The sequence below is a fragment of the Azoarcus sp. L1K30 genome, assembly GCF_018122735.1.
Taxonomy (GTDB): Bacteria; Pseudomonadota; Gammaproteobacteria; order Burkholderiales; family Rhodocyclaceae; genus Parazoarcus.
Map to the genome: position 1 here is coordinate 3,182,241 of NZ_JAGRRD010000001.1, position 20,572 is coordinate 3,202,812.

Genomic DNA, 20,572 nt, shown 5'->3' on the forward strand with positions numbered 1-20,572 from the left:
TTATTGCAGTTCCTGTTTCAGGTTGGCAAGCAGTTCTGCATGCACCTGGGTGTTGATCTCGCGACGCAGGATCTTCTCTGCACCGGCAACAGCCAGATGTGCGACCTGGTCGCGCAGGGCTTCCTTGGCACGCTGCGCGGCGACGCCGGCTTCGGCCTCGGCTGCTTCACGTGCTGCATTGATGATGCGGGCGGCTTCGCTACGGGCTTCGTCGACCAGTTGGCTCGCCTGCTTTTCAGCAGAGGCACGCACATCACCCGCAGATTCGCGAGCCTTGCGCAATTCCTCGACGACCTTCTTCTCGGCAAGCGCCAGATCCGCTTTTGCCTTATCCGCAGCTGTCAGCCCGTCAGCGATCTTCTTCGCACGGTCGTCCAGTGCCTTCACGATGGGCGGCCACACGAATTTCATCGTGAACCACGCCAGAATGAAGAACACAACGAGCTGGGCTATCAGGGTTGCGTTCAAATTCACTGTTCTTGGCCCTCAGGTATGTTGAGAGGAACTCGAACCGATTAAAGCTGGAACGGGTTGGCGAAGGCGAACATCATCGCGATACCGACACCGATCAGGAATGCGGCGTCGATCAGACCGGCAAGCAGGAACATCTTGGTTTGCAGCGCGTTCATCAGCTCGGGCTGACGGGCCGATGCTTCGAGGTACTTGGAGCCCATGATGCCGATACCGATACAAGCACCGATTGCACCCAGACCAATGATCAGACCAGCGGCCAGCGCGACGAAACCCAGAACGTTTTCCATGACAACTCCTTACTAAAGGTGATTAAGTTCAAAAACAGGTACTGCAATAAAAACCGGATTAGTGACCTTCGTGCGCCTGACCGATATAGACCAGCGTCAGCATCATGAAGATGAATGCCTGCAGGGTGATGATCAGGATATGGAAGACCGCCCAGATCGACCCGGCGATGACGTGACCGACAAAACCGAAGACGGTCGCGGTGGAACCAAGCAGGGCAATCAGGATGAAGATGAGTTCACCAGCATACATGTTGCCGAACAGTCGCATGCCGTGAGAGACGGTCTTGGCGACAAATTCGATGATCTGCATGGCGAAATTGATCGGATAGAGCAGCGGGTGGCTGCCGAAAGGCGCGGTGAAAAGCTCGTGGATCCAGCCTCCCAGCCCCTTGATCTTGATGTTGTAGTAGAGACACAGCAGCAGCACGCCGGAGGACATGCCCAACGTCGCGGAGAGATCGGCCGTCGGCACGATACGCATGTAGGCGTGATGCGGATCGCCGCCAGCGGAAGCGTAGACACCCTCCCAGATGCGCGGCAGCAGATCGACCGGCAGAAGGTCCATCGCGTTCATCAGGAAGATCCACACGAACACGGTCAGCGCGAGCGGCGCCACGAACTTGCGCGACTCCGCGCTGTGGATGATGCCCTTGGCCTGATCGGCCACCATTTCGACCATCAGCTCGACAAAACCCTGGAAACGCCCCGGCACGCCGGAGGTCGCCTTGCGCGCGGCAAGCCACAACAGGAACACTGTCAGCAGGCCGAGCGTGATCGAATAGAACATCGAATCGAGATTGATGACGCTCCAGTCAACGATGTTTTCTTGAGCGTGACCAGTGGAATTGAGGTGCGTCAGGTGATGAACGACGTACTCGGATGCGGTGGGTGCGTTGCCAGCCATAGTCAGGTCTTTACCAAAAATGCAAATAAATTCGCTTTCAGTGCCAGTACCAGCCCGATCAGGAGAGCGCCCCAATGGACGTCCCGATAAAGCACGAGTACTAACCCCAGTAATCCGACAATCGAGGCGAGCTTAATGAACTCGCCCGCAACAAAGGCAGTCACAGTGGCCGTGCCATTGCGACGCGTCGTCAGCATCAGCCGCCAGGCGAAGAACCAGCTGGGCAACACACAGGCCAGCCCGCCGGACGCAGCAGAAATCGCACCGCGCAGCCCGAAAAAAACGGCCGCAATGGCCGTTGCCAGAAGGGTTGCACCGAGCTGCAGCAATACTGCCTTGAGCATCCGTTCCTCACCGGCGAACCACACGTGGTGCGACCGCCCAAAATCCCGACAAGTCTAGGGGTTAACCGCAGTAAAGTCAAACCGAGCTTGCCTCGCAACAGCGCACGAACATGACTCGAAAGTCGCGCAGAATGGGCGTCTTGTGACTTATATAAGAGTTCTTGATTCAAGTATTGAAAAGAACGATATGATCACAGGCGAGCATTCTTCGGGAGGCCGGTCGCACGCCCCACCCCGCGGTGCTCGCTCACCGCGCCGGGGGCAGGTAGGATGCCGGCATCGGCACACCTTGCCCCGACTCGCGGAGTACTGATTGAGCCACCAGTTCGCGCTAATGCGGCAGCGCCGTTTTCTGCCATTCTTTCTGACCCAGTTCTGCGGCGCATTCAACGACAACGTGTACAAGAACGCGCTGGTCGTGCTGCTGACCTTCCAGGCGATGCGCTATACGACCATGGCGCCGGGCGTACTGGTTAACCTGTGCGCCGGCATCTTCATCCTGCCTTTCTTCCTCTTTTCCGCCACGGCAGGACAGCTTGCCGACAAGTACGAGAAGAGTCGACTGATCCGCGTGACCAAGCTGCTCGAGATCGGCATCATGGTACTGGCTGCGATGGCCTTCTCGCGCGAGTCGCTTGCGCTGATGCTGACCTGCCTGTTCCTGATGGGCGCCCAGTCCGCGCTGTTCGGCCCGGTGAAGTACGCGCTGCTGCCGCAACATCTGCGCGAGGATGAACTCGTCGGCGGCAACGCAATGGTTGAATCCGGCACCTTCGTTGCGATCCTGATTGGGACCCTGACCGGCGGCATCCTGATCAGTCTTGCTGACGGCATGATCTGGGTCTCGGTGGTCACGGTGCTGCTCGCCGGCCTCGGCTACCTCGCCAGCCGGGGCATTCCGCTTGCACCCGCGGCCTCGCCGACGCTACGCATCAACTGGAACCCGTTCACCGAGACCTGGCGCAGCTTCGGCTTCACCCGGCGCAACCGCACCGTCTTCCTCGCCATCCTCGGCGTATCATGGTTCTGGTTCTACGGCGCCGTGTTCCTGTCGCAATTCCCCGCCTACGCCAAGGACGTGCTCGGCGGCAACGAACACGCCGTGGTTCTGCTGCTGGCCGTGTTCTCGATCGGGATCGGCCTCGGCTCGCTATTGTGCGAGCGCCTGTCGGCGGGCAAGGTGGAACTCGGACTGGTTCCCTTCGGCTCCATCGGACTATCGCTGTTTGCCCTCGATCTGTGGTGGAGCAGCCCGCTTCCAGTGGCAACGACCGGGATTCCCATGGCACTGGGCGAACTGCTCCGGCATGCGGGCGTGTGGCGGGTACTCTTCGATCTGATCGCCATCGGCACCTTTGGCGGCTTCTTCATCGTGCCGCTTTACGCGCTGATCCAGAGCCGCAGCGAACGTGAGCATCGCGCACGCATCATCGCCGGCAACAACGTTCTCAACGCCCTGTTCATGGTGGTCGCCGCCGCCATGGGCGCAGGGCTGCTCGCTGCCGGCTTCAGCGTGCCGCAACTCTTCCTGGTCACGGCCATCCTCAACGCGGTCGTGACCCTCTACATCTACTCACTGGTGCCCGAGTTCCTGCTGCGCTTTCTCGTCTGGCTGCTCGTGCACACCGTGTATCGCTTGCGTGCCACGGGCATCGAACATCTCCCAGCAAACGGTCCGGCCGTATTGGTATGCAATCACGTGAGCTTTGTCGATGCACTGATCATCATGGCCGCATGCCCCCGGCCACTGCGCTTCGTCATGGATCACCACATCTTCCGCACACCGCTGCTGTCCTTCGTGTTCCGCGAAAGCCGCGCCATCCCGATCGCATCCGCAAAGGACGGTCCCGACGTGGCGCATGCCGCCTTCGATGCCATTGCCCTGGCGCTCGAGGCGGGAGAGCTGGTCGCGATCTTTCCCGAAGGCCGCATCACCGACAACGGTCAGCTCTACCCTTTCCGCAACGGCATCAGCCGCATTCTCGAACGTACGCCGGTCGACGTCGTGCCGATGGCGCTGCGTGGCCTGTGGGGCAGCTTCTTCTCGCGCAAGGACGGCCCCGCCATGTCGCGCCCGCTACGCCGCGGTATCTACAATCGCATCGAGCTCGTGATCGGGCCGCCCGTTGCCGCCGGTGATGCCACGCCGACCGTGCTACAGCATCGTGTCGAGCACTTGCGCGGCGACTGGCGCTGAAACCCGCCCCCGGAGAATCTCGTGAATAGCCTGATCTGGATACTGGCCGGCGCCATGCTCGGCCTGCTCGACGGCACCGGTGCAGCCGTTGCCGGCGCCATACTGGGGGGCATGATCGCCAGCCTGCGCAAGGAACGCGCCGATACGCTCGCACGCCACGAGGCGCGTATCGCCAGCCTCGAGCGCACGTTGAATGCGTTGAAGACGGAATTGGCCGACGCAGAGAGTGTCACCATCGCCGTGCCATCCGTTGCCCCTTCGCCTGCAGTCCGGATGGCATCCGAAGAAGGGTCCGCCGGCAAGGAAGCCGCACCGATTGAAGCGGTGGCAACCCGACAGCAGCCGGACACGGCCACCAACGCAGCGGTTCTCTCCACGCCTGATCGCGCCCACGCCGAAGGCGCACTCGACATCACGTATCGGTCGGCACCGCAGAGCGACCGGGTGGCCACCCGCGTCGACCTCGACGATCTGTATGCGCGCTGTCGCGACTGGTTCTTCGGCGGCAACACGCTGGTGCGCACCGGCATCCTGGTACTGTTTTTCGGCCTCGCCTTCCTCGTCCGCTATGCGATGGAGAACGCGATGCTGCCGCCCGAACTGCGCCTCGCCGGCATCGCCTGCGTCGGTATCGCGCTCGGGGCAGTCGGCTGGCGCCTGCGCCATCTGCGTCGCGGCTATGCGCTGAGCCTGCAGGGGGGCGGCATCGCCGTGCTCTATCTCACCGCGTTTGCCGCCCTGCGCCTGTACGGGATCATGCCGGCCGGCACCGCCTTCGCAGTGATGCTCGCGCTGGTCGGTGTCGCCGCCTTTCTTGCCATCCGCCAGGATGCCGCCATCCTCGCCATCATCGGTAGCGCCGGCGGTTTTGCCGCACCCATCCTGGCGTCGACCGGCGGCGGCAGCCACGTCCAGCTATTCACCTATTACGCCCTGCTCAATGCCGGCGTGCTGCTGCTGGCCTGGCGCAAGGCATGGCGCGGACTGAACTTGACCGGCTTCGTCTTCACCTTTGCCATCGGCCTGGCCTGGGGCGCGCGCTTCTATCACCCGTGGTATTTCAGCACCACGGAGCCCTTCCTCCTGCTGTACTTCCTGATGTACGTGGCAGCCGCAGTGAGCTACGCCTGGAAGCGGGCGCCGGCCCTGCGCGACCCGGTCGACGGCACCCTGGTGTTCGGGGTCCCGGTGGTCGGCTTCGGCTTGCAGGCTGCGCTGGTGCACGGCATGCCCTACGCGCTGGCCTGGAGCGCCGCCGCCGGGGGTGTCTTCTACCTCGTGCTGGCAGTTGCACTGAGGCGCGTGCGCAAACCCGATCTCGAACTCCTCGTCGCCAGCTTCCTTGCGCTCGGCATCGCCTTTCTCAGCCTCGCCATTCCGCTCGCATTCGACGGGCGCTGGAGCGCTGCGGCCTGGGCACTCGAGGGCGCGGCGCTATGGTGGGTCGGACGACGCCAGCAGCGCCGGCTGGCGGCTGCGAGCGGTCTGCTGTTGCAGGCTGGTGCGGGCGTGCTGTTTGCGGCTGACCTGGCACAGCACGACGGGCTGCGCAACCTGCCCGTCATGAACAGTGCGTTTCTCGGTAGCACGATGATTGCCGGTGCGGGATTCGTCAGCGCGTGGCTCGCGGCGCGCCAGCCACAGATAGCGAAATGCTCGCAGCGAATCACCCATGCATTGCTGGCCTGGGCATGGCTGTGGTGGCTCGGTGGCGCCTGGGCCGAGATCGACACCCATCTTGCGACCGGCTACCAGCCCGCCGCCGCGCTCGCGCTGTTCGCACTCAGCGGCGCACTCGCATGCGCGCTGGCGCCGAGGCTGACCTGGCCAGGCCTGCTCAGCGCCGGCCTGCTGCCGCTGGGCGGCATGATGCTGGCGCTGGGCCAGACCCTTGCATACGGGGTTCCGCCCTCGGGCTTCGGCGGCTGGCTGGCGTGGCCGCTCGGACTCGCGCTTCACGGTTTCGGCCTGCGCGCCCTCGACGGTGGCGGGGTGGATCGTCCGGTGCTCACCCTCGCCCATGCCGCCGGGGTGTGGGTGCTGGCCCTCGCCCTGTCGCAGGAAGCCGGTTTGCGGCTGGCCAGTATGACAGTCGGCAACGGCTGGCAGCTCGCCGCCCATGCGCTTCCCCCCGCACTGTTGCTGGCCGGGCTTGCCCGCATGGCTCGGAATGCAAACTGGCCGATGCGGCTGTGGAATGATGCCTATCAGCTGTGGGCAGCGGGGCCGCTGGCACTCGCGCTGGGCCTGTGGTCGCTGGGCGTCCATGCTTACGGCGACGGCAGTGCAGCCCCTTTCGCCTACCTGCCGCTGCTCAATCCGCTGGACCTGACGCTGGCGGCAGCGCTGGGTGCCGTCGCATGGTGGTTGCGACGGGGCGAGGCCGGGATCACACGCGTCGCCGGCCCCTTGATCCGCCTGCAGGGGGCGCTCGGACTGGTCGCCTTCATCGCCGCCAACGCCGCGCTGCTTCGCGCAATGCATCACATGACGGGCGTCCCGTGGGCGCTGTCACAGCTTCTGGGCGACGACACCACCCAGGCTGCGATGTCGCTGTTCTGGGCCATTCTTGGGCTGGGGCTGATGCTGTTTGCCAACCGCCGCGCAAGTCGCGCGACCTGGCTTGCCGGTGCCGGCCTGATGGCGGCGGTGGTGTGCAAGCTCTTCGTGGTGGACATGGCCGCCAGCGGCACGCTGACGCGCATCGTATCCTTCATTGGCGCAGGCATGCTGTTGCTGGTGGTGGGTTACTTCTCGCCACTGCCACCTAAAGCAGAGGCGGCGGAGCAGGTCGAAGCCGGGGGCTGAACGCCCGCAACGCGCGGAACGGTCCGCATTCGGGCCGCACGCCCTCAGCGCAGACGGCCGAGCAAGCCGTCGAGCTGGTCGAGACTGCCGAAGCGGATGGTAACCTCGCCCGCGCCTTTCTTGTTGGCCTTGATCTTCACCGTGGCGCCGATGGTGTCGGCGATTTCCTCTTCGAGGCGAACGAGGTCGCGGTCCAGCGGCTGTGCCGCCTTCTTCTGCCGCGGGTTCAGCGTGTGCTGCACCATGCGCTCGGTATCGCGCACCGACAGCTGTCTGGCGGCGACCAGATTGGCCAGTTGAATCTGGCTTGCACCGTCGAGTGGCAACAGGGCACGGGCGTGCCCCATGTCGATGTCGCCCGCCATCAGCAGCTCCTGCACCGGCTTGGCCAGATTGAGCAGACGCAGCAGGTTGGAGGCCGCCGGGCGCGAACGCCCTACCGCATCGGCCGCCTGCTGGTGGGTCATGGCGAACTCGTCGATCAGGCGCTGGATGCCACCTGCCTCTTCGAGCGGATTGAGGTCTTCACGCTGGATGTTCTCGATCAGCGACATCGCCAGGGCGGCTTCGTCGGGGATCTCGCGCACCAGGCACGGCACCTCGTCCAGTCCGGCAATCTGCGCGGCGCGCCAACGCCGCTCACCGGCGATGATCTCGTACGCATCCTCGCCGATCGGGCGGACGAGGATGGGTTGCATCACCCCCTGGGCCTTGATCGAGGCCGCCAGCTCTTCCAGCGAACCCGGGTCCATGCGCGTACGCGGCTGGTATTTGCCGGGCTGCAGCGCAGAAGTGGGTAGCGTCTGCAACTCGCCCTTGGCGGAATCGTCTTCGCGGTTGGCGGCCAGCAATGCATCGAGGCCGCGGCCAAGGCCTTTGAGTTTGGGTGGGCTCATGCGGTCGTCTTCGGTTTGGAGTGGCACATTGAATGAAGGGCGGCGTCTCTCACAGCGTCTTTACGCGCTCGATCATCTCGGCGGCAAAAGCCATGTAGGCCTGCGCGCCCTTGGCAGACTTGTCGAACACGACGCCGGGAATACCGTGGCTGGGTGCCTCGGCGAGGCGCACATTGCGCGGCACGATGGCAGAAAACACCTTGTCGCCGAAGTGCCCCTCGAGCTGCGCCGACACCTGTTGCTGCAGAGTCACGCGCGGATCGAACATGACCCGTAGCAGGCCAATGATCTTGAGGTCGCGATTGAGGTTGGCGTGGACCTTCTTGATCGAGCTGACCAGGTCGGACAGCCCCTCGAGCGCGTAGTACTCGCACTGCATCGGAATGATCACCCCATGCGCGGCGCACAGACCGTTGAGGGTGAGCAGCGATAGCGAGGGCGGGCAGTCGATGAGGATGAAGTCATAATCGGCATCGAAGGGCGCGAGTGCCTCGCGCAGGCGCTTTTCACGCTTGTCGAGATTGACCAATTCCACCTCTGCCCCCGCGAGATCACGATTCGCGGGAAGCACGTCATACCCCCCGGTGGACGAGGTGACCCGCACCTCGGCAAGCCCCGACAGGCCCACCAACAGGTGATAGACCGAGGTCGTGAGGCTGCGCTTCTCCACCCCGCTGCCCATCGTCGCATTGCCCTGCGGGTCGAGATCGATCAGCAGGGTGCGCTGACCGGCCTGATGCAGGGCAGCAGCGAGATTGACGCAGGTGGTGGTCTTGCCCACCCCGCCCTTCTGGTTGGCCACACAAAAAATACGCGCCATGGTCGAGTTCAATAACTTCCGGTTGAGGGACGCACACACGGTGTGCACGCCCCCAAGTGTAGTTCAATGCGGCAGCGCAGCACGCGCGCCGCAGGCAATTTAAGCAGCATGTCCTGCAGGGGTGCGACGAATAATCAGCAGGTGGCGCTCGGCATCCAGCCCCGGCACCGTAAGCGGATGCACCTCGCTCAGCATCCAGCCACCAGGTAGCGCCGCAAGCTCATCGGCCGGATGCACACCCTTCATCGCGTACAGCGCCCCACCCTCGGCCAAAAGATGTCCGGAGAGATTGACGAAATCGGCGAGGCTGGAGAAGGCGCGCGAAATCACGCCATCCGCCGCGCCGCCTGGCAGGCGTTCCGGCTGCACCTGCTCGACCCGCGCGTTGATCACGTTGAAGTTGGGGAGCTTCAGTTCGATTTTGGCCTGCTGCTGAAACGTCGCCTTCTTATTGACCGTTTCCACCGAGCTCACCACCAGTCCGCTGCGCACGATGGCGAGCGGAATACCTGGCAGGCCGCCGCCCGAACCGATATCGGCGAGTTTGCCCAGCTCACCCACCCAAGGCAGCACGGCAAGCGAATCGAGCAGGTGATGGGTCACCACGTCACGCGGATCGCGCAAGGCCGTGAGGTTGTAGACCTTGTTCCATTTCAGCAACAGCTCGCCGAACGCAAGCAGACGATCGACGGCGTCCTGCGGCAGCTCAAGGCCCAGCGCCGCAATGCCCTCATTCAGTTCGCGGGCGTGGGAAGCAAGCGCCCCGCTCATGCCAGCTTCCGTCCTGCATCCGCACGCGCAGCCAGATCGCGGCGCTTGAGCCACACCAGCAGCAGCGAGATCGCCGCCGGCGTGATGCCCTGGATACGACCGGCCTGGCCGATGGTTTCCGGCTTGTTGAGGTTGAGCTTCTGCTGCACTTCCTTCGACAGACCACGCACTTCCGCATAGTCGAGATCGGGCGGCAACCGGGTTGACTCGGCCTGCAGCTGACGGGCGACTTCGTCGTCCTGGCGATCGATGTAACCCTGGTACTTGGCTGCAATCTCGAGCTGCTCGACCACCTGCGGATCGGCCTCCGGGTGTTCCGGCGCGCCCGGCAGGCTCATCAGCGCCGCATAACTGGTTTCCGGGCGGCGCAACAGTTCGAAGTAGCGATATTCGCGCTCCAGCGGTTTGCCCAGCACCCGCATCTGCTCTTCGGCGGGAATCGCATCCGGTCGCGCCCAGCTCGACTTGAGGCGGGCCGATTCGCGCTCGATCGCCTCGCGCTTGGCGCAGAAGGCCGCCCAGCGCACATCGTCGACCAAGCCAAGTTCGCGACCCTGCTCGGTGAGGCGCAGATCCGCGTTGTCCTCGCGCAGCTTCAGGCGGTACTCGGCCCGTGAGGTAAACATCCGGTACGGCTCGGCCACACCCCGGGTGATGAGATCGTCGACCAGCACGCCGAGGTAGGCCTCGTCGCGGCGCGGGCACCAGGGCTCGCGCCCCTGCACCTGCAGCGCGGCATTGGCGCCGGCCAGCAAGCCCTGCGCCGCGGCTTCCTCGTAGCCGGTGGTGCCGTTGATCTGACCGGCGAAGAACAGCCCGCCGATGGACTTGGTCTCGAGACTGCTCTTCAGATTGCGCGGATCGAAGTAGTCGTATTCGATCGCATAGCCCGGGCGCAGGATGTTGGCATTCTCCAGGCCGCGGATGCTGCGTACGATGTCGAGCTGGACGTCGAACGGCAGCGAGGTCGAAATCCCGTTGGGGTAGATCTCGTGTGTCGTCAGCCCTTCCGGCTCGAGAAAGATGTTGTGGCTGTCCTTGTCGGCGAAACGATGGATCTTGTCCTCGATCGACGGACAATAGCGCGGGCCGACACCCTCGATCACGCCGGAATACATCGGCGAGCGGTCGAGGTTGGCGCGGATAATGTCGTGGGTGCGGGCGTTGGTGCTGGTCATCCAGCACGGCAGCTGCGCCGGGTGCTGGCTGACCGCGCCGAGAAAGCTGAACACCGGCACCGGACTGTCACCCGGCTGCTCGCTCATCACCGAAAAATCGATGGTCCGTGCATCGAGCCGTGGCGGCGTGCCGGTCTTGAGACGGCCCTGCGGCAGCGCGAGCTCTTTCAGGCGCTGGCCCAGCGATACTGCAGGAGGGTCGCCCGCGCGGCCCGCCGAATAGTGCTGCATGCCGACGTGGATCAAGCCGTTGAGGAAAGTGCCGGCGGTCAACACCACGGTAGGCGCCTCGAAGCGCAGGCCGATCTGGGTGACGACGCCGGTGACGCGGTCGCCGACCACGGTAAGGTCATCCACCGCCTGCTGGAACAACATCAGATTGGACTGGTTTTCCAGCCGCTTGCGGATCGCCGCCTTGTACAGCACACGGTCGGCCTGGGCACGGGTTGCGCGCACCGCAGGTCCCTTCGACGCATTGAGAATGCGGAACTGGATACCGCCCTCGTCGGTGGCCTGCGCCATCGCCCCGCCTAGCGCATCGACTTCCTTCACCAGATGGCCCTTGCCGATGCCGCCAATCGACGGGTTGCAGCTCATCGCTCCCAGGGTCTCGATATTGTGGGTCAGCAGCAAGGTCTGCGCCCCCATGCGCGCCGCGGCCAGGGCAGCCTCGGTCCCGGCGTGACCGCCGCCGACCACGATGACATCGAAACGGGTGGGATAGAGCATGGCGCGCTCCGCGCAGTAAACCTTTGGGGAAGGGGCGGAATTCTACGCTTTCATACCGCAAAAACCTAGTGCCTGCACTGCCTGTTTCACGAAATAACCATTCTTAAACATGGTTTTATACACTTCATCAAGCCGGGATTCACGAAATCGCTCACCGCAATCGTGTGCTCAGTCCAGGCTTGACATGTCATCTGAAAACTCATTTGCAATGCGCTCGAATTCGCCCTCCAAGACAAGAAATGCATCCACGATTGCAGGATCGAAGTGCGTTCCCCGGCCGTCCCTGATGATCTCCGCGGCACGACGATGGGAAAACGCGGGTTTGTACACCCGCCGGCTGATCAATGCATCATAGACATCGGCCACCGCCATCAAGCGCCCGGGCAAGGGTATCTGGTCACCCCGCAGACCGTGAGGATAGCCCGCTCCATCCCAGCGCTCGTGGTGGCTCAGGATCAGTTCGCGTGCAATGGCAAGAAAGGAGCTGGAGCCAAGACGCTCTTCGGCCACCTCAAGCGCCTTGCTGCCGTACAGGACATGGCGCTTCATCTCCTCGAACTCTGCAGGGGTCAACGCGCCCGGCTTGAGGAGAATCACATCGCGCACGGCAACCTTGCCGATATCATGCAAGGGCGCGCAGCGAAAGAGCAGATCGATGGACTCCTCGTCGAGGACTGTGCGATAGCCCTCCAATTGACTCAAGTATTCGGCGAGCGCCCGGACGTAGCGCTGTGTCCGCTTGATATGACCACCGGTTTCCGAATCGCGGTACTCGGCCAGCGTCGCAAGCGCTTCGATCGTGACTTGCTGAGTCAGCTCCAGCTCTGCGGTGCGCTCCCGAACGAGCGCCTCCAGCCCCTGTTCGTAGCGCTTGAGCGCGAGATGGTTGCGGACCCTCGCTTTCACCACCACCGGCTCGAACGGTTTGCGGATGTAATCCACCGCGCCCAGCTCGAGGCCATTGGCCTCGTCGCCCGTCTGATCCAGCGCAGTAATGAAAACCACGGGAATATGCGCAGTCGCCGAATCATGTTTTAGCCTTCGGCAGACCTCGTAGCCGTCCATCTCGGGCATCATGACATCCAGCAGAATAATGTCCGGTTGGGGCGAGGCACGAGCGATTTCCAATCCTTTCCTGCCCGACACGGCGGCCTGCACGACATAATCCGCACGTAACAGCTGACGCAGCAGTTCGATGTTCTCGGGGGTATCGTCGACAACAAGAACGCTCTGCTTGTCCATGATTTTATTTGTCATTTAATGTGCTCTCTAGCCTGGCCTGCTGACGTGACTTGACACGCTGACCCAGAGCGTCCACCAGCTCGTCGAGCGCGGCTAGGGCGCCTTCGAAGTCGAACCCGCGAACGCACTTGTCCAGTTGTGCCATGGGCCCGATGCCAAACCCGAGTCCCGCCTGCAAAGCATCGAACTCTTCGACCGCATCAGTATTGTTGGTCGCCAGCAGCTGACGCAAGCACTCGAGATGCATCTGCAGCGAGTCCGGGTCGAGCAGCGCTGCAGGCGCACCCGATACCCGCGCAAGCCTGTCCAAACCGTCGATGACTGTTGACAGGGTGTGTTCAACCGCATCAACGCAACGCTCGATGACATCCGTCTGCTCCGCACGCCTGCAGGCCAACTCGAGCGCCATCGCATCTGTGGCGAGCGCGGTCGCGCCGATCGAGGCCGAGACACTTTTCAAGGTATGAGCCAGACGCGTCGCCGTCTCGGAATCCCGGTCGGCAAGCGCCGCGCGGAATCGCGCAACGAAGTCCTTCTGCCCCCGCAGGAAGAGCACCAGCAGCTTGCGATATCTGCGCTCGTCGCCATTCGATACGGCCAATCCCGCCGCTGTGTCGATACCCGGCAAGGTCGCAGGCAAGCCAGCGCCGTCCCCGCCGCCAGGCCTGACATCTCTACACTCATCGACATGAACTTGAGGATGAATCCATCTGGCCATCGTCATGAACATCTTTTCCACATCGAGTGGCTTGTCGATCTGGTCGTTCATCCCCACGCCGATCGCCTTTTCCCGATCACCAGCCATAACGTCGGCAGTCATCGCAATGACGGGGAGGTTCTTCCATCGCGGATCAGACCGGATGGCGCGGGTCGCTTCGAAACCATCCATCACCGGCATCTGCAAATCCATCAACACGCCATCGAAGGCCTCTCGCGCCAGCCAATCCAGAGCCTCACGCCCATTGTTGGCGATGCGGGTCGAGATCCGCGCATTGGACAAGAGGTCGGTTGCAAGCTCCTGATTGAGCTCGTTGTCTTCCACTACCAGCACATGCGCGCCCCGCAGACGTTCGATCACCGCCTTGTTCTCGGCGTCGCGCATCGCCCGATGCGCTCGTATCGGCACCGTATGTCCATGAACCCGCTGAATGGCATCGAGCAGAGATGACTGCGTGACCGGCTTTGCGATCACCTCGTCCACTGCGCTACCCGCCGGCACCTCGCCAGGATCTCGCGCAGTGATCATGATCACTTTCGGCTGCTGTTCATGGGCCCATTCAGCACGGATACGGCGCGTACATTCCAACCCGTCCATGCCAGGCATCACCCAGTCCATGAGTACCAGACGATATGGCGCTCCGCCCCGGTACGCGGCGTCCATCTCCGCAAGAGCCTGTTCGCCGCTCGCAGCGGTGCAGACCCTGAAGCCCAGAAGCGTAAGCATGACAGTCAGAATATCCCGCGCGCTGCTGTTGTCATCGACGATCAGGACCCGCATGCCCTTGAAGTCGTCTTCCGGCTGCAAACGCTCATCCACGGCATCTGCTCGGCAAGGCAACGAAATGCTGAACTGGAACTCACTCCCCTGCCCCAGCACGCTGTGCACACCGATATGCCCCCCCATCATCTCGACCAGGTTCTTCGAGATCGCCAGGCCCAGCCCGGTTCCACCGAATCGGCGTGTCGTGGAACTGTCAGCCTGCGTAAAGTGCTTGAACAGCAGAGCCTGCTGCTCCGGGCTGATGCCTATCCCCGTATCGCGGACCGAAAACCTGAAAGTCGACCTCTGCGCTTGTGGTGCTGCTCCGGTCTCGCCGATTTCCGGCTGCGCAGGCTCACGCTCGAGCACTTCGACCTTGAGCACCACCTCGCCACGCTCGGTAAACTTCACCGCGTTATAGCCCAGATTGGTCAGCACCTGGCCGATACGCAGCGGGTCACCGACCAGTTGCTGCGGCACATCGGGCCGAACGTCCAGCAACAGTTCCAGGCCCTTCTGTTCGGCCTTCAGGCCGACCACGCTGGCGAAATCGGCGAGCACGTCCTGCAGGCTGAACGGCACCTCCTCGAGCACAAGTCTGCGTGCCTCGATCTTGGAAAAATCGAGAATGTCATTGATCAGGCCCAGCAGCGATTCTGCGGAACGCTGCACCTTGGTCAGATAATTGCGCTGCCGCGGCGAGAGCTCGGATTCGAGCACCAGATGCACCATGCCGATGACGACATTCAATGGAGTACGGATCTCATGGCTCATATTGGCCAGGAAGTCGGACTTGGCCGCGTTCGCCGCATCTGCCGCCTGCCGGGCCTTCTCAAGCTCGATTTCACCGAGCTTTCGATCGGTAATGTCAAGCACCGCACCCAGCATGCGAACAGGCCTGCCTGCATCGTCGGGCATGACCTGCACGATCTGGTCGACATACCGGCGCCCTTCTATCCCCGACTGCACGATCCGGTATTCGAACTGCAGCCGTCGTGACGAGTCATGCCACGCGTTCTCGAGCGCTGAACGGACCATTTCCCTGTCGTCCGGATCCACCGCATCTAGGAAATGTTGCCAGCTCGGAGCAACTGCATCCGGTTCAAAGCCGAAAAGGCGGAACAGCTCATCCGACCACTGCTGGCGATCATCCTTCCGCGTCCACACCCAGCTCCCCAGATGCGTCATCTCCTGCGCGCGCTCGAGGATGGTCCTGCTCTCGGCAAGTGCCTCGGTCGTAGCAGACAGTTCTGCCGTGCGCTCAACGACTCTCGTCTCGAGTTCGCTCTGTATCTTGCTCAACTCGGCTGTGCGGTCAGCAAATCCACGCGCCAGCGCCTCAAGCTCGTCACCCGTGCCCAATGGTTCCCCAAGCGCCTCAGCCGCATCGTTCGAGGTCACACGCCGGTAGAGCTCAAGAATAGGGCGAGCAATGGAGTTTCCAATCCACGCCGAAACGAAGACCGCGATCAGGCTCAGCACGGTTCCCAGCAGCAACAGGCGCTGCGTTACGGCCCAAACCGCCGCGTTGCGGACGGATTCGGGCACACCGATCTCTACCTCCAGCCCCAGGTCAAGAAGCAGGGGAGTACGTGCGTCCGGACGAAAGCGCTGGCTGATGTAAGACGGACCTTCGACGTGATTGAATGCAATCAGCTCACGCTCGCCATCAATCAGGCGAAAATACGCTTGCGGAAGATCTACCTGATTGCGCCTGCCGATTGCACCAAGATCGAACTCGACAACGACCGCGCCCTGCACGGTCTTGTAGAAGTAGATGGGTACTGCAACCACCAGACGGTCTGCTTCCGGCCGTATGAACAAGGCCCGGCTTCCGAGTGCCAATGCGCTGCGCAATTCGCGCGATGCGTTGTAATCGACCACGCCGCCGTCGGTCTGGAACACCGGCCTGCCATCGAAATCGACCAGCGAGAACACCGCGACATCGCGCCCCTCGGCAAAGTTCTGCGTCAGTTTAGGCAGGTAGGTGCTGCGCCCCTGGGCATCGACAAGGCCATTAACAACCAGCTGGTTATCGGCAAGACGCTCGGTGTTCTCGACCAGATAGGCAATCCGCTGCTCGAGCAAAGCCTGCGTCGACCTTCCCGCGCCCTGAAGCGTTTGCTGCATCTGATGTTCGATGTTGCTGTCGAGCAGTACCGCGACGAGCGCAGTCGCCAGAATCATGGTCGCGGCCACAAAGCCAGCCACCTGAAGCACCAGGCGGCGCTTGAGACTGCGCCCCTGATGTGGCCCGGAAAACCTGGCGGATCGTTGAGTATCCATTGCGGCGCTTGCCTGGATCAGTGCTCGGCTCGCACGATCGCACCGTTGCTCGCGTAACGTGCCATGTGAAAGTTCTCAACCCCCAACGCATCATGGCGCCGGGGAGAAAACGCCGGTGCGTACGTACGCACTGCGCCCTCGAACGGTGGCAGGGATTCGAGCGCGCGTTGAACCGCAGCACGCTCGGTTGTGCCCGCCTGCCGTATCGCCAGCGCAAGAAGATGAACGCTGTCATACGCCTGTGCAAGCGCTTGCGGCACCGGCACATCCAGGTTCTCGTCCATTGCATATCTGGCACGGTAGCGCCGCTCCAGCGCCCGGCTCGCCACTCTGTCGTTGCCGACAAAGGTGAAGGTCTGGAAGAAACTGAGATCCACCTTCGCCAACGCCTCGCTATTGTCACCCCAGAAATCGCCACAGCTGATGCCCCAGTGCGAGACCACGCGAGTCAACACGCCACGTTCGGCCAGGCGCTTCACGATCTGCCCTCCCTCATAGGGCGCCGCGATCATCATCAATACGTCCGCGCCGCCCTGCTCCGCGCGAGACACCGGCAACTCGAAATTGGTCTCGCCCCGGTTGAAGCTCTCCGCCACCGTGAAGTCCAGCCCCCGCTTCCTGAGCTGCGCACGCATCGCCTCAAGGTTGCCGCGCCCCCACAACGAATTCTCGAACAGAATGGCCGGCCGCCGTCCACGGCGAAGCAGATGCTCGATCACAAAAGGCGCAACAAGCGTATCGGAAGCAGACACGCGGAATACCGGATCGGCGGTGCGATCCTGAGCGACCACCTCCGAGGCAGCCGCCCAAGCCACGATGAAAGGCAATCCGAGCCTGCGCACGACATCGGCTTGTGCCACGACGACGCTGGACTGTACCCCTCCAAGCACGCCGACCACGTCCGAACGAGAGCCGAAATACTCCATGTCGCTCACGCCCAGACTCGGCAGCCCCTTGTGATCGCGCGCAATCAGTTTCAGCTGCTTGCCCAACACGCCACCGGACGCATTGATCTCGTCTATCGCAAGTGTCGCGCCACGCCTGAAGCCCAGACCGGAACGCCGACACTCCTGCGAGAGGTCGACATCGAGACCAACGACGATTTCTTCACCCCCCCCATATTTTCGATCGAGCAACTCCTCGGAAATGGCCAGCACATCGGCACCGATCACCTCCTCGAAAATACCCGGAATGTGCGCCGTCGCAGTCGCGAACTGCGCGCGCTCTCCCGGCGTCAGCTGATGGATCGAGACGCCCGACTGCCTGATCATCTCGAGCAACGCCGCCTCACGCCGACTGGTTTCCGAGCGCTCCCACGGCGTCAGCTCGCGCGCGGTGTCGATCAACAACTTCTGGTCATTCGCGCCCAGGCGGTCAAACGCCTGCGCACTGATCATGAAGATGTATCCCAGATACCCGTGACTGCTCAGGGTGAGGTGCGACTGCACCTCGTGCAGCCCCATACTGACGATCGCCACCAGCGGATTCTCCTGACCATCAACAACCCGATCGGCGAGTGCCTGGCGTGTCGCGTGAAAATCGATGGGAATCGTATGCGCGCCAAAGGAGTGGAACTGCTCCATCAGCAGGCGGCTTTTCATCGTGCGGATATTCATGCCCGCGAAATCGGCCGGGTTACGCAACGGCCTGTTGCCGGTGAAATGCTTGAATCCGTTTTCCCAGAAGGTCACCCCGACCAAGTCGATCTCGCGCAATTTTCCCAGCAGAATTCGACCGGGCTCGCCATCGAGCATGTCGTACAAATCCTCGCGCGCAGGGAAATAGAAAGGCAGGTCCGCATACTGCATGGCAGGTACCGACACGCTCACCTTGGCAGTGGGAATCAGCACGACGTCGAGTTCGCCACGACGCGCCATCTCCAGCATCTTGTCGTCCGTACCAAGCTGCTGGGCCGGAAAAACCTCGACTTGCAATCGCCCACCGCTACGCTCGGCAACAAGTGCTGCAAAGCGCACGGCGGCCTGATGCAAGGCGCTGTCTTCGGGAATATTGTGTCCAAGACGCAGCACGGTGGTCTTGGCGGGCACCCCCTCATTGCTCAGGACAGGTTCCGGCCCGTTGCGATACACCAGCGACGTCGCCAGGAGCAAGGCAATCACCAGGATCAATCCGATGACGACAGCGACAGGATTCTTGAACATGCCACCACTCCAGCTTGAACGACAAACACGAGCCGCCTCTCACCCAACCAAATCCTTATCGAGATAAAGGTTATCAGCTTATGCATGCCCCCGCGGAAAGAGTCTCACGCAGTGCCCATGATCATCCCGAGCATTGCGGTCGAACGCGAACTGCCGTCACCACCCCCACTACCAGCAAGGCAATACCAACCAGCGTCAGCGGCGCTGGCCAGACGCCACGCAGAATGAAGGCGTAGCTCAGCGCCGCGAGGGTCTCGAACACGATCAACTGACCCACCATCGCCGTTGGCAGGCGCTGGCTGGCCTGATTCCAGCACAGCGTGCCGAGCCAGGAGGCGAGCAGCGCAATCGCAAGCATCAGACTGAGAAAGAAGCCCGGCCGCGGCCCGAGCGGCATCGGAAAGCCGCTGTCGGACAGCGTCATTCCACCCCACAACAATGCGTAGCCCATCAGCGCCAGCGGCAAGGTCGCCAGGCCCTGAGCCGTCGCCCATACGCGCGGGCTTCGCCCGGGATGGCTGCGCAACCAGTCGGCATTGCGGATCGGATACCAGGTCCAGCACACCACCGCGCCCAGGGCGAGCGTGCCGCCCACGATGTAGCGCCAGAGATCCGCCTCGGCATCCGCCCGCAAGGCACTCAACTCGACCTGATTGACGCATGCAATACCCGCAGCGATCATCAGCAGGGGCAAGGCCAGTCGGGCCCATGGCAAGCGCCCGTCACGATCTCCGTCACGCAGATTCGATACGATGGCGATAACCACCGGAAGCGTGCCGATCATCATCGTCGGCAACGGACCACCGGCACGCTGAATCGCACTCGACAAGAACAGGTAGTAGAGGAGATTGCCGATCGCTGCCAGCTTGAGCGCATCGATCCAGTCGGCACGGGTCAGCCGCGCCAGCCCGCGGCGATCCATCCATGCCAGCGGCAGCGCAATCAAGCCAAAAGCAAGATAGCGCCCCACCACCTGCAAGGCCGGCGGGTATTCCGCCAGCAACAGCGGGCCGACAAAGACCAGCCCCCACATCAAACCCGCGCCAAGCGCGTACCCGACACCAATCCACATGGGGAACATACCGCTTCTATGAACTGCTGGAGTGTCCCGCTTTTCAATCCATGCGTCTTGTACCGGATTGCGGTTCGCTCATCGCCGCACCTGACGCTGATATCGCGCAGGCGTCACTCCGTAGCGGCGCGAGAATGCGCGTGTCAGATGCGCCTGATCGGACAGGCCGACCGTCGACGCCACCTCGGCCGCCGCCTTGCCGGTTGCCAGCAGGCGCTTGGCCTCGGCGAGCCGCAGCGCCATCAACATCTGATGCGGACTGACGTGATAGCAGGTCTGGAAGCTTCGCAGAAAATGATAAGGGCTCAGATCGGCCACCGCAGCAAGCGCTGCGAGCGAGACCCGGACATCCAGGTTCGCGTGCAGAAAGTCGATCACGCTGGCAAAACGTGGGAGACCTTCAGCAGGCAATGGCTGCGATACCCTTGCGTGGCGCCGGAATGCCCCCAGTAACTCGAGCGTCAGTCCGTCCGCTTCGAGCGCCTCGTCCGCGCACCACAGGGCATCGAGCAGTGTTCCAACCCGGGCAGCCGTCGCAGCGTCCTGGCAGACCGCATCGGGAAACCACCATCCCGTATCCCCTGTGATCGTCTCCACGACAGCCGCATCGACATAGATCATCCGGTAACGCCATCCGTCCTCGGTTTCGGCACGGCCCGTATGCAGCTCTCCCGGGTTCATCAGCACCAGTGAACCCGGTGACGCCAGATGCTCACCACCACGGTAACGGAAACGCTCCACGCCGGATTCGATCGCGCCCAGGCCAAACCCTTCATGCGCATGCGGCTCAAAGGCGTGGCGCACGATGTGCGCGCGATAACACTCGACGCCGCCGAACCGCGTCGGACGCCGGAACTCTGCGGCATCGCGCAGATCATCGAATCCGCCTGGCACACCTTCCATCACCGAAACATAGCACGGC

The 20,572-nt window shown here is 62.7% G+C and carries 15 protein-coding genes; 2 read left to right on the plus strand and 13 right to left on the minus strand.

The features are described from left to right. From J5J83_RS14710 to J5J83_RS14725, 4 genes are read right to left on the minus strand one after another with little or no spacing between them, the layout of a single operon-like run. Complete coding sequence (locus J5J83_RS14710; protein WP_212350379.1) at positions 1–474, minus strand: F0F1 ATP synthase subunit B; 474 nt, start codon at positions 472–474, stop codon at positions 1–3. A gap of 41 nt (positions 475–515) precedes the next feature. Continuing rightward, positions 516–761, minus strand: coding sequence for a F0F1 ATP synthase subunit C (atpE, locus tag J5J83_RS14715; RefSeq protein ID WP_002925444.1), 246 nt, complete (start codon positions 759–761; stop codon positions 516–518). A gap of 58 nt (positions 762–819) precedes the next feature. Then, positions 820–1,665, minus strand: coding sequence for a F0F1 ATP synthase subunit A (gene atpB, locus J5J83_RS14720; protein WP_212350381.1), 846 nt, complete (start codon positions 1,663–1,665; stop codon positions 820–822). Positions 1,666–1,667: 2 nt separating this feature from the next. Continuing rightward, positions 1,668–2,009, minus strand: a complete 342-nt coding sequence (locus J5J83_RS14725; protein WP_212350383.1) for an ATP synthase subunit I — start codon at positions 2,007–2,009, stop codon at positions 1,668–1,670. A 313-nt stretch (positions 2,010–2,322) separates the two neighbouring features. Here J5J83_RS14725 and J5J83_RS14730 point away from each other — a divergent pair, with 313 nt between their 5' ends. Together J5J83_RS14730 and J5J83_RS14735 are read left to right on the plus strand one after the other, a co-directional pair. Further along, the gene (locus J5J83_RS14730; protein WP_212350385.1) at positions 2,323–4,206 is read left to right on the plus strand and encodes an MFS transporter; all 1,884 of its coding nucleotides are present in this window, start codon (positions 2,323–2,325) and stop codon (positions 4,204–4,206) included. Between the two features lie 21 nt (positions 4,207–4,227). Next, entirely contained in the window at positions 4,228–7,014 is a 2,787-nt protein-coding gene (locus J5J83_RS14735; RefSeq protein ID WP_212350387.1) for a DUF2339 domain-containing protein, read from the plus strand. A 44-nt stretch (positions 7,015–7,058) separates the two neighbouring features. Here the strand turns inward: J5J83_RS14735 and J5J83_RS14740 are convergent, their stop codons facing one another. From J5J83_RS14740 to J5J83_RS14780, 9 genes are all read right to left on the minus strand, one after another. Beyond that, a complete protein-coding gene (locus J5J83_RS14740) occupies positions 7,059–7,910 on the minus strand; it encodes a ParB/RepB/Spo0J family partition protein (protein WP_212350389.1) in 852 nt (283 codons plus the stop codon). A gap of 49 nt (positions 7,911–7,959) precedes the next feature. After that, positions 7,960–8,730, minus strand: coding sequence for a ParA family protein (locus J5J83_RS14745; protein ID WP_212350391.1), 771 nt, complete (start codon positions 8,728–8,730; stop codon positions 7,960–7,962). Between the two features lie 99 nt (positions 8,731–8,829). After that, positions 8,830–9,501 (minus strand): 16S rRNA (guanine(527)-N(7))-methyltransferase RsmG, encoded by a 672-nt coding sequence (gene rsmG, locus J5J83_RS14750; protein ID WP_212350393.1) that lies wholly within the window; start codon positions 9,499–9,501, stop codon positions 8,830–8,832. Beyond that, positions 9,498–11,408 (minus strand): tRNA uridine-5-carboxymethylaminomethyl(34) synthesis enzyme MnmG, encoded by a 1,911-nt coding sequence (gene mnmG / locus J5J83_RS14755; protein ID WP_212350395.1) that lies wholly within the window; start codon positions 11,406–11,408, stop codon positions 9,498–9,500. Before mnmG ends, rsmG begins: the two co-directional genes overlap by 4 nt. Positions 11,409–11,576: 168 nt before the next feature. Beyond that, complete coding sequence (locus tag J5J83_RS14760; RefSeq protein ID WP_249115732.1) at positions 11,577–12,650, minus strand: two-component system response regulator; 1,074 nt, start codon at positions 12,648–12,650, stop codon at positions 11,577–11,579. A gap of 4 nt (positions 12,651–12,654) precedes the next feature. Beyond that, on the minus strand, positions 12,655–16,416 hold the full coding sequence (locus tag J5J83_RS14765; protein ID WP_212350399.1) for a response regulator: 3,762 nt from the start codon (positions 16,414–16,416) through the stop codon (positions 12,655–12,657). Positions 16,417–16,433: 17 nt separating this feature from the next. Next, on the minus strand, positions 16,434–18,578 hold the full coding sequence (locus J5J83_RS14770) for a DctP family TRAP transporter solute-binding subunit (RefSeq protein WP_212350401.1): 2,145 nt from the start codon (positions 18,576–18,578) through the stop codon (positions 16,434–16,436). A gap of 121 nt (positions 18,579–18,699) precedes the next feature. Continuing rightward, on the minus strand, positions 18,700–19,650 hold the full coding sequence (locus J5J83_RS14775; RefSeq protein ID WP_212350403.1) for a DMT family transporter: 951 nt from the start codon (positions 19,648–19,650) through the stop codon (positions 18,700–18,702). A gap of 78 nt (positions 19,651–19,728) precedes the next feature. Continuing rightward, positions 19,729–20,553: an AraC family transcriptional regulator gene (locus tag J5J83_RS14780; RefSeq protein ID WP_212350405.1), complete on the minus strand. Its 825-nt coding sequence runs from the start codon at positions 20,551–20,553 to the stop codon at positions 19,729–19,731. Between the last annotated feature and the right edge of the window lie 19 nt (positions 20,554–20,572).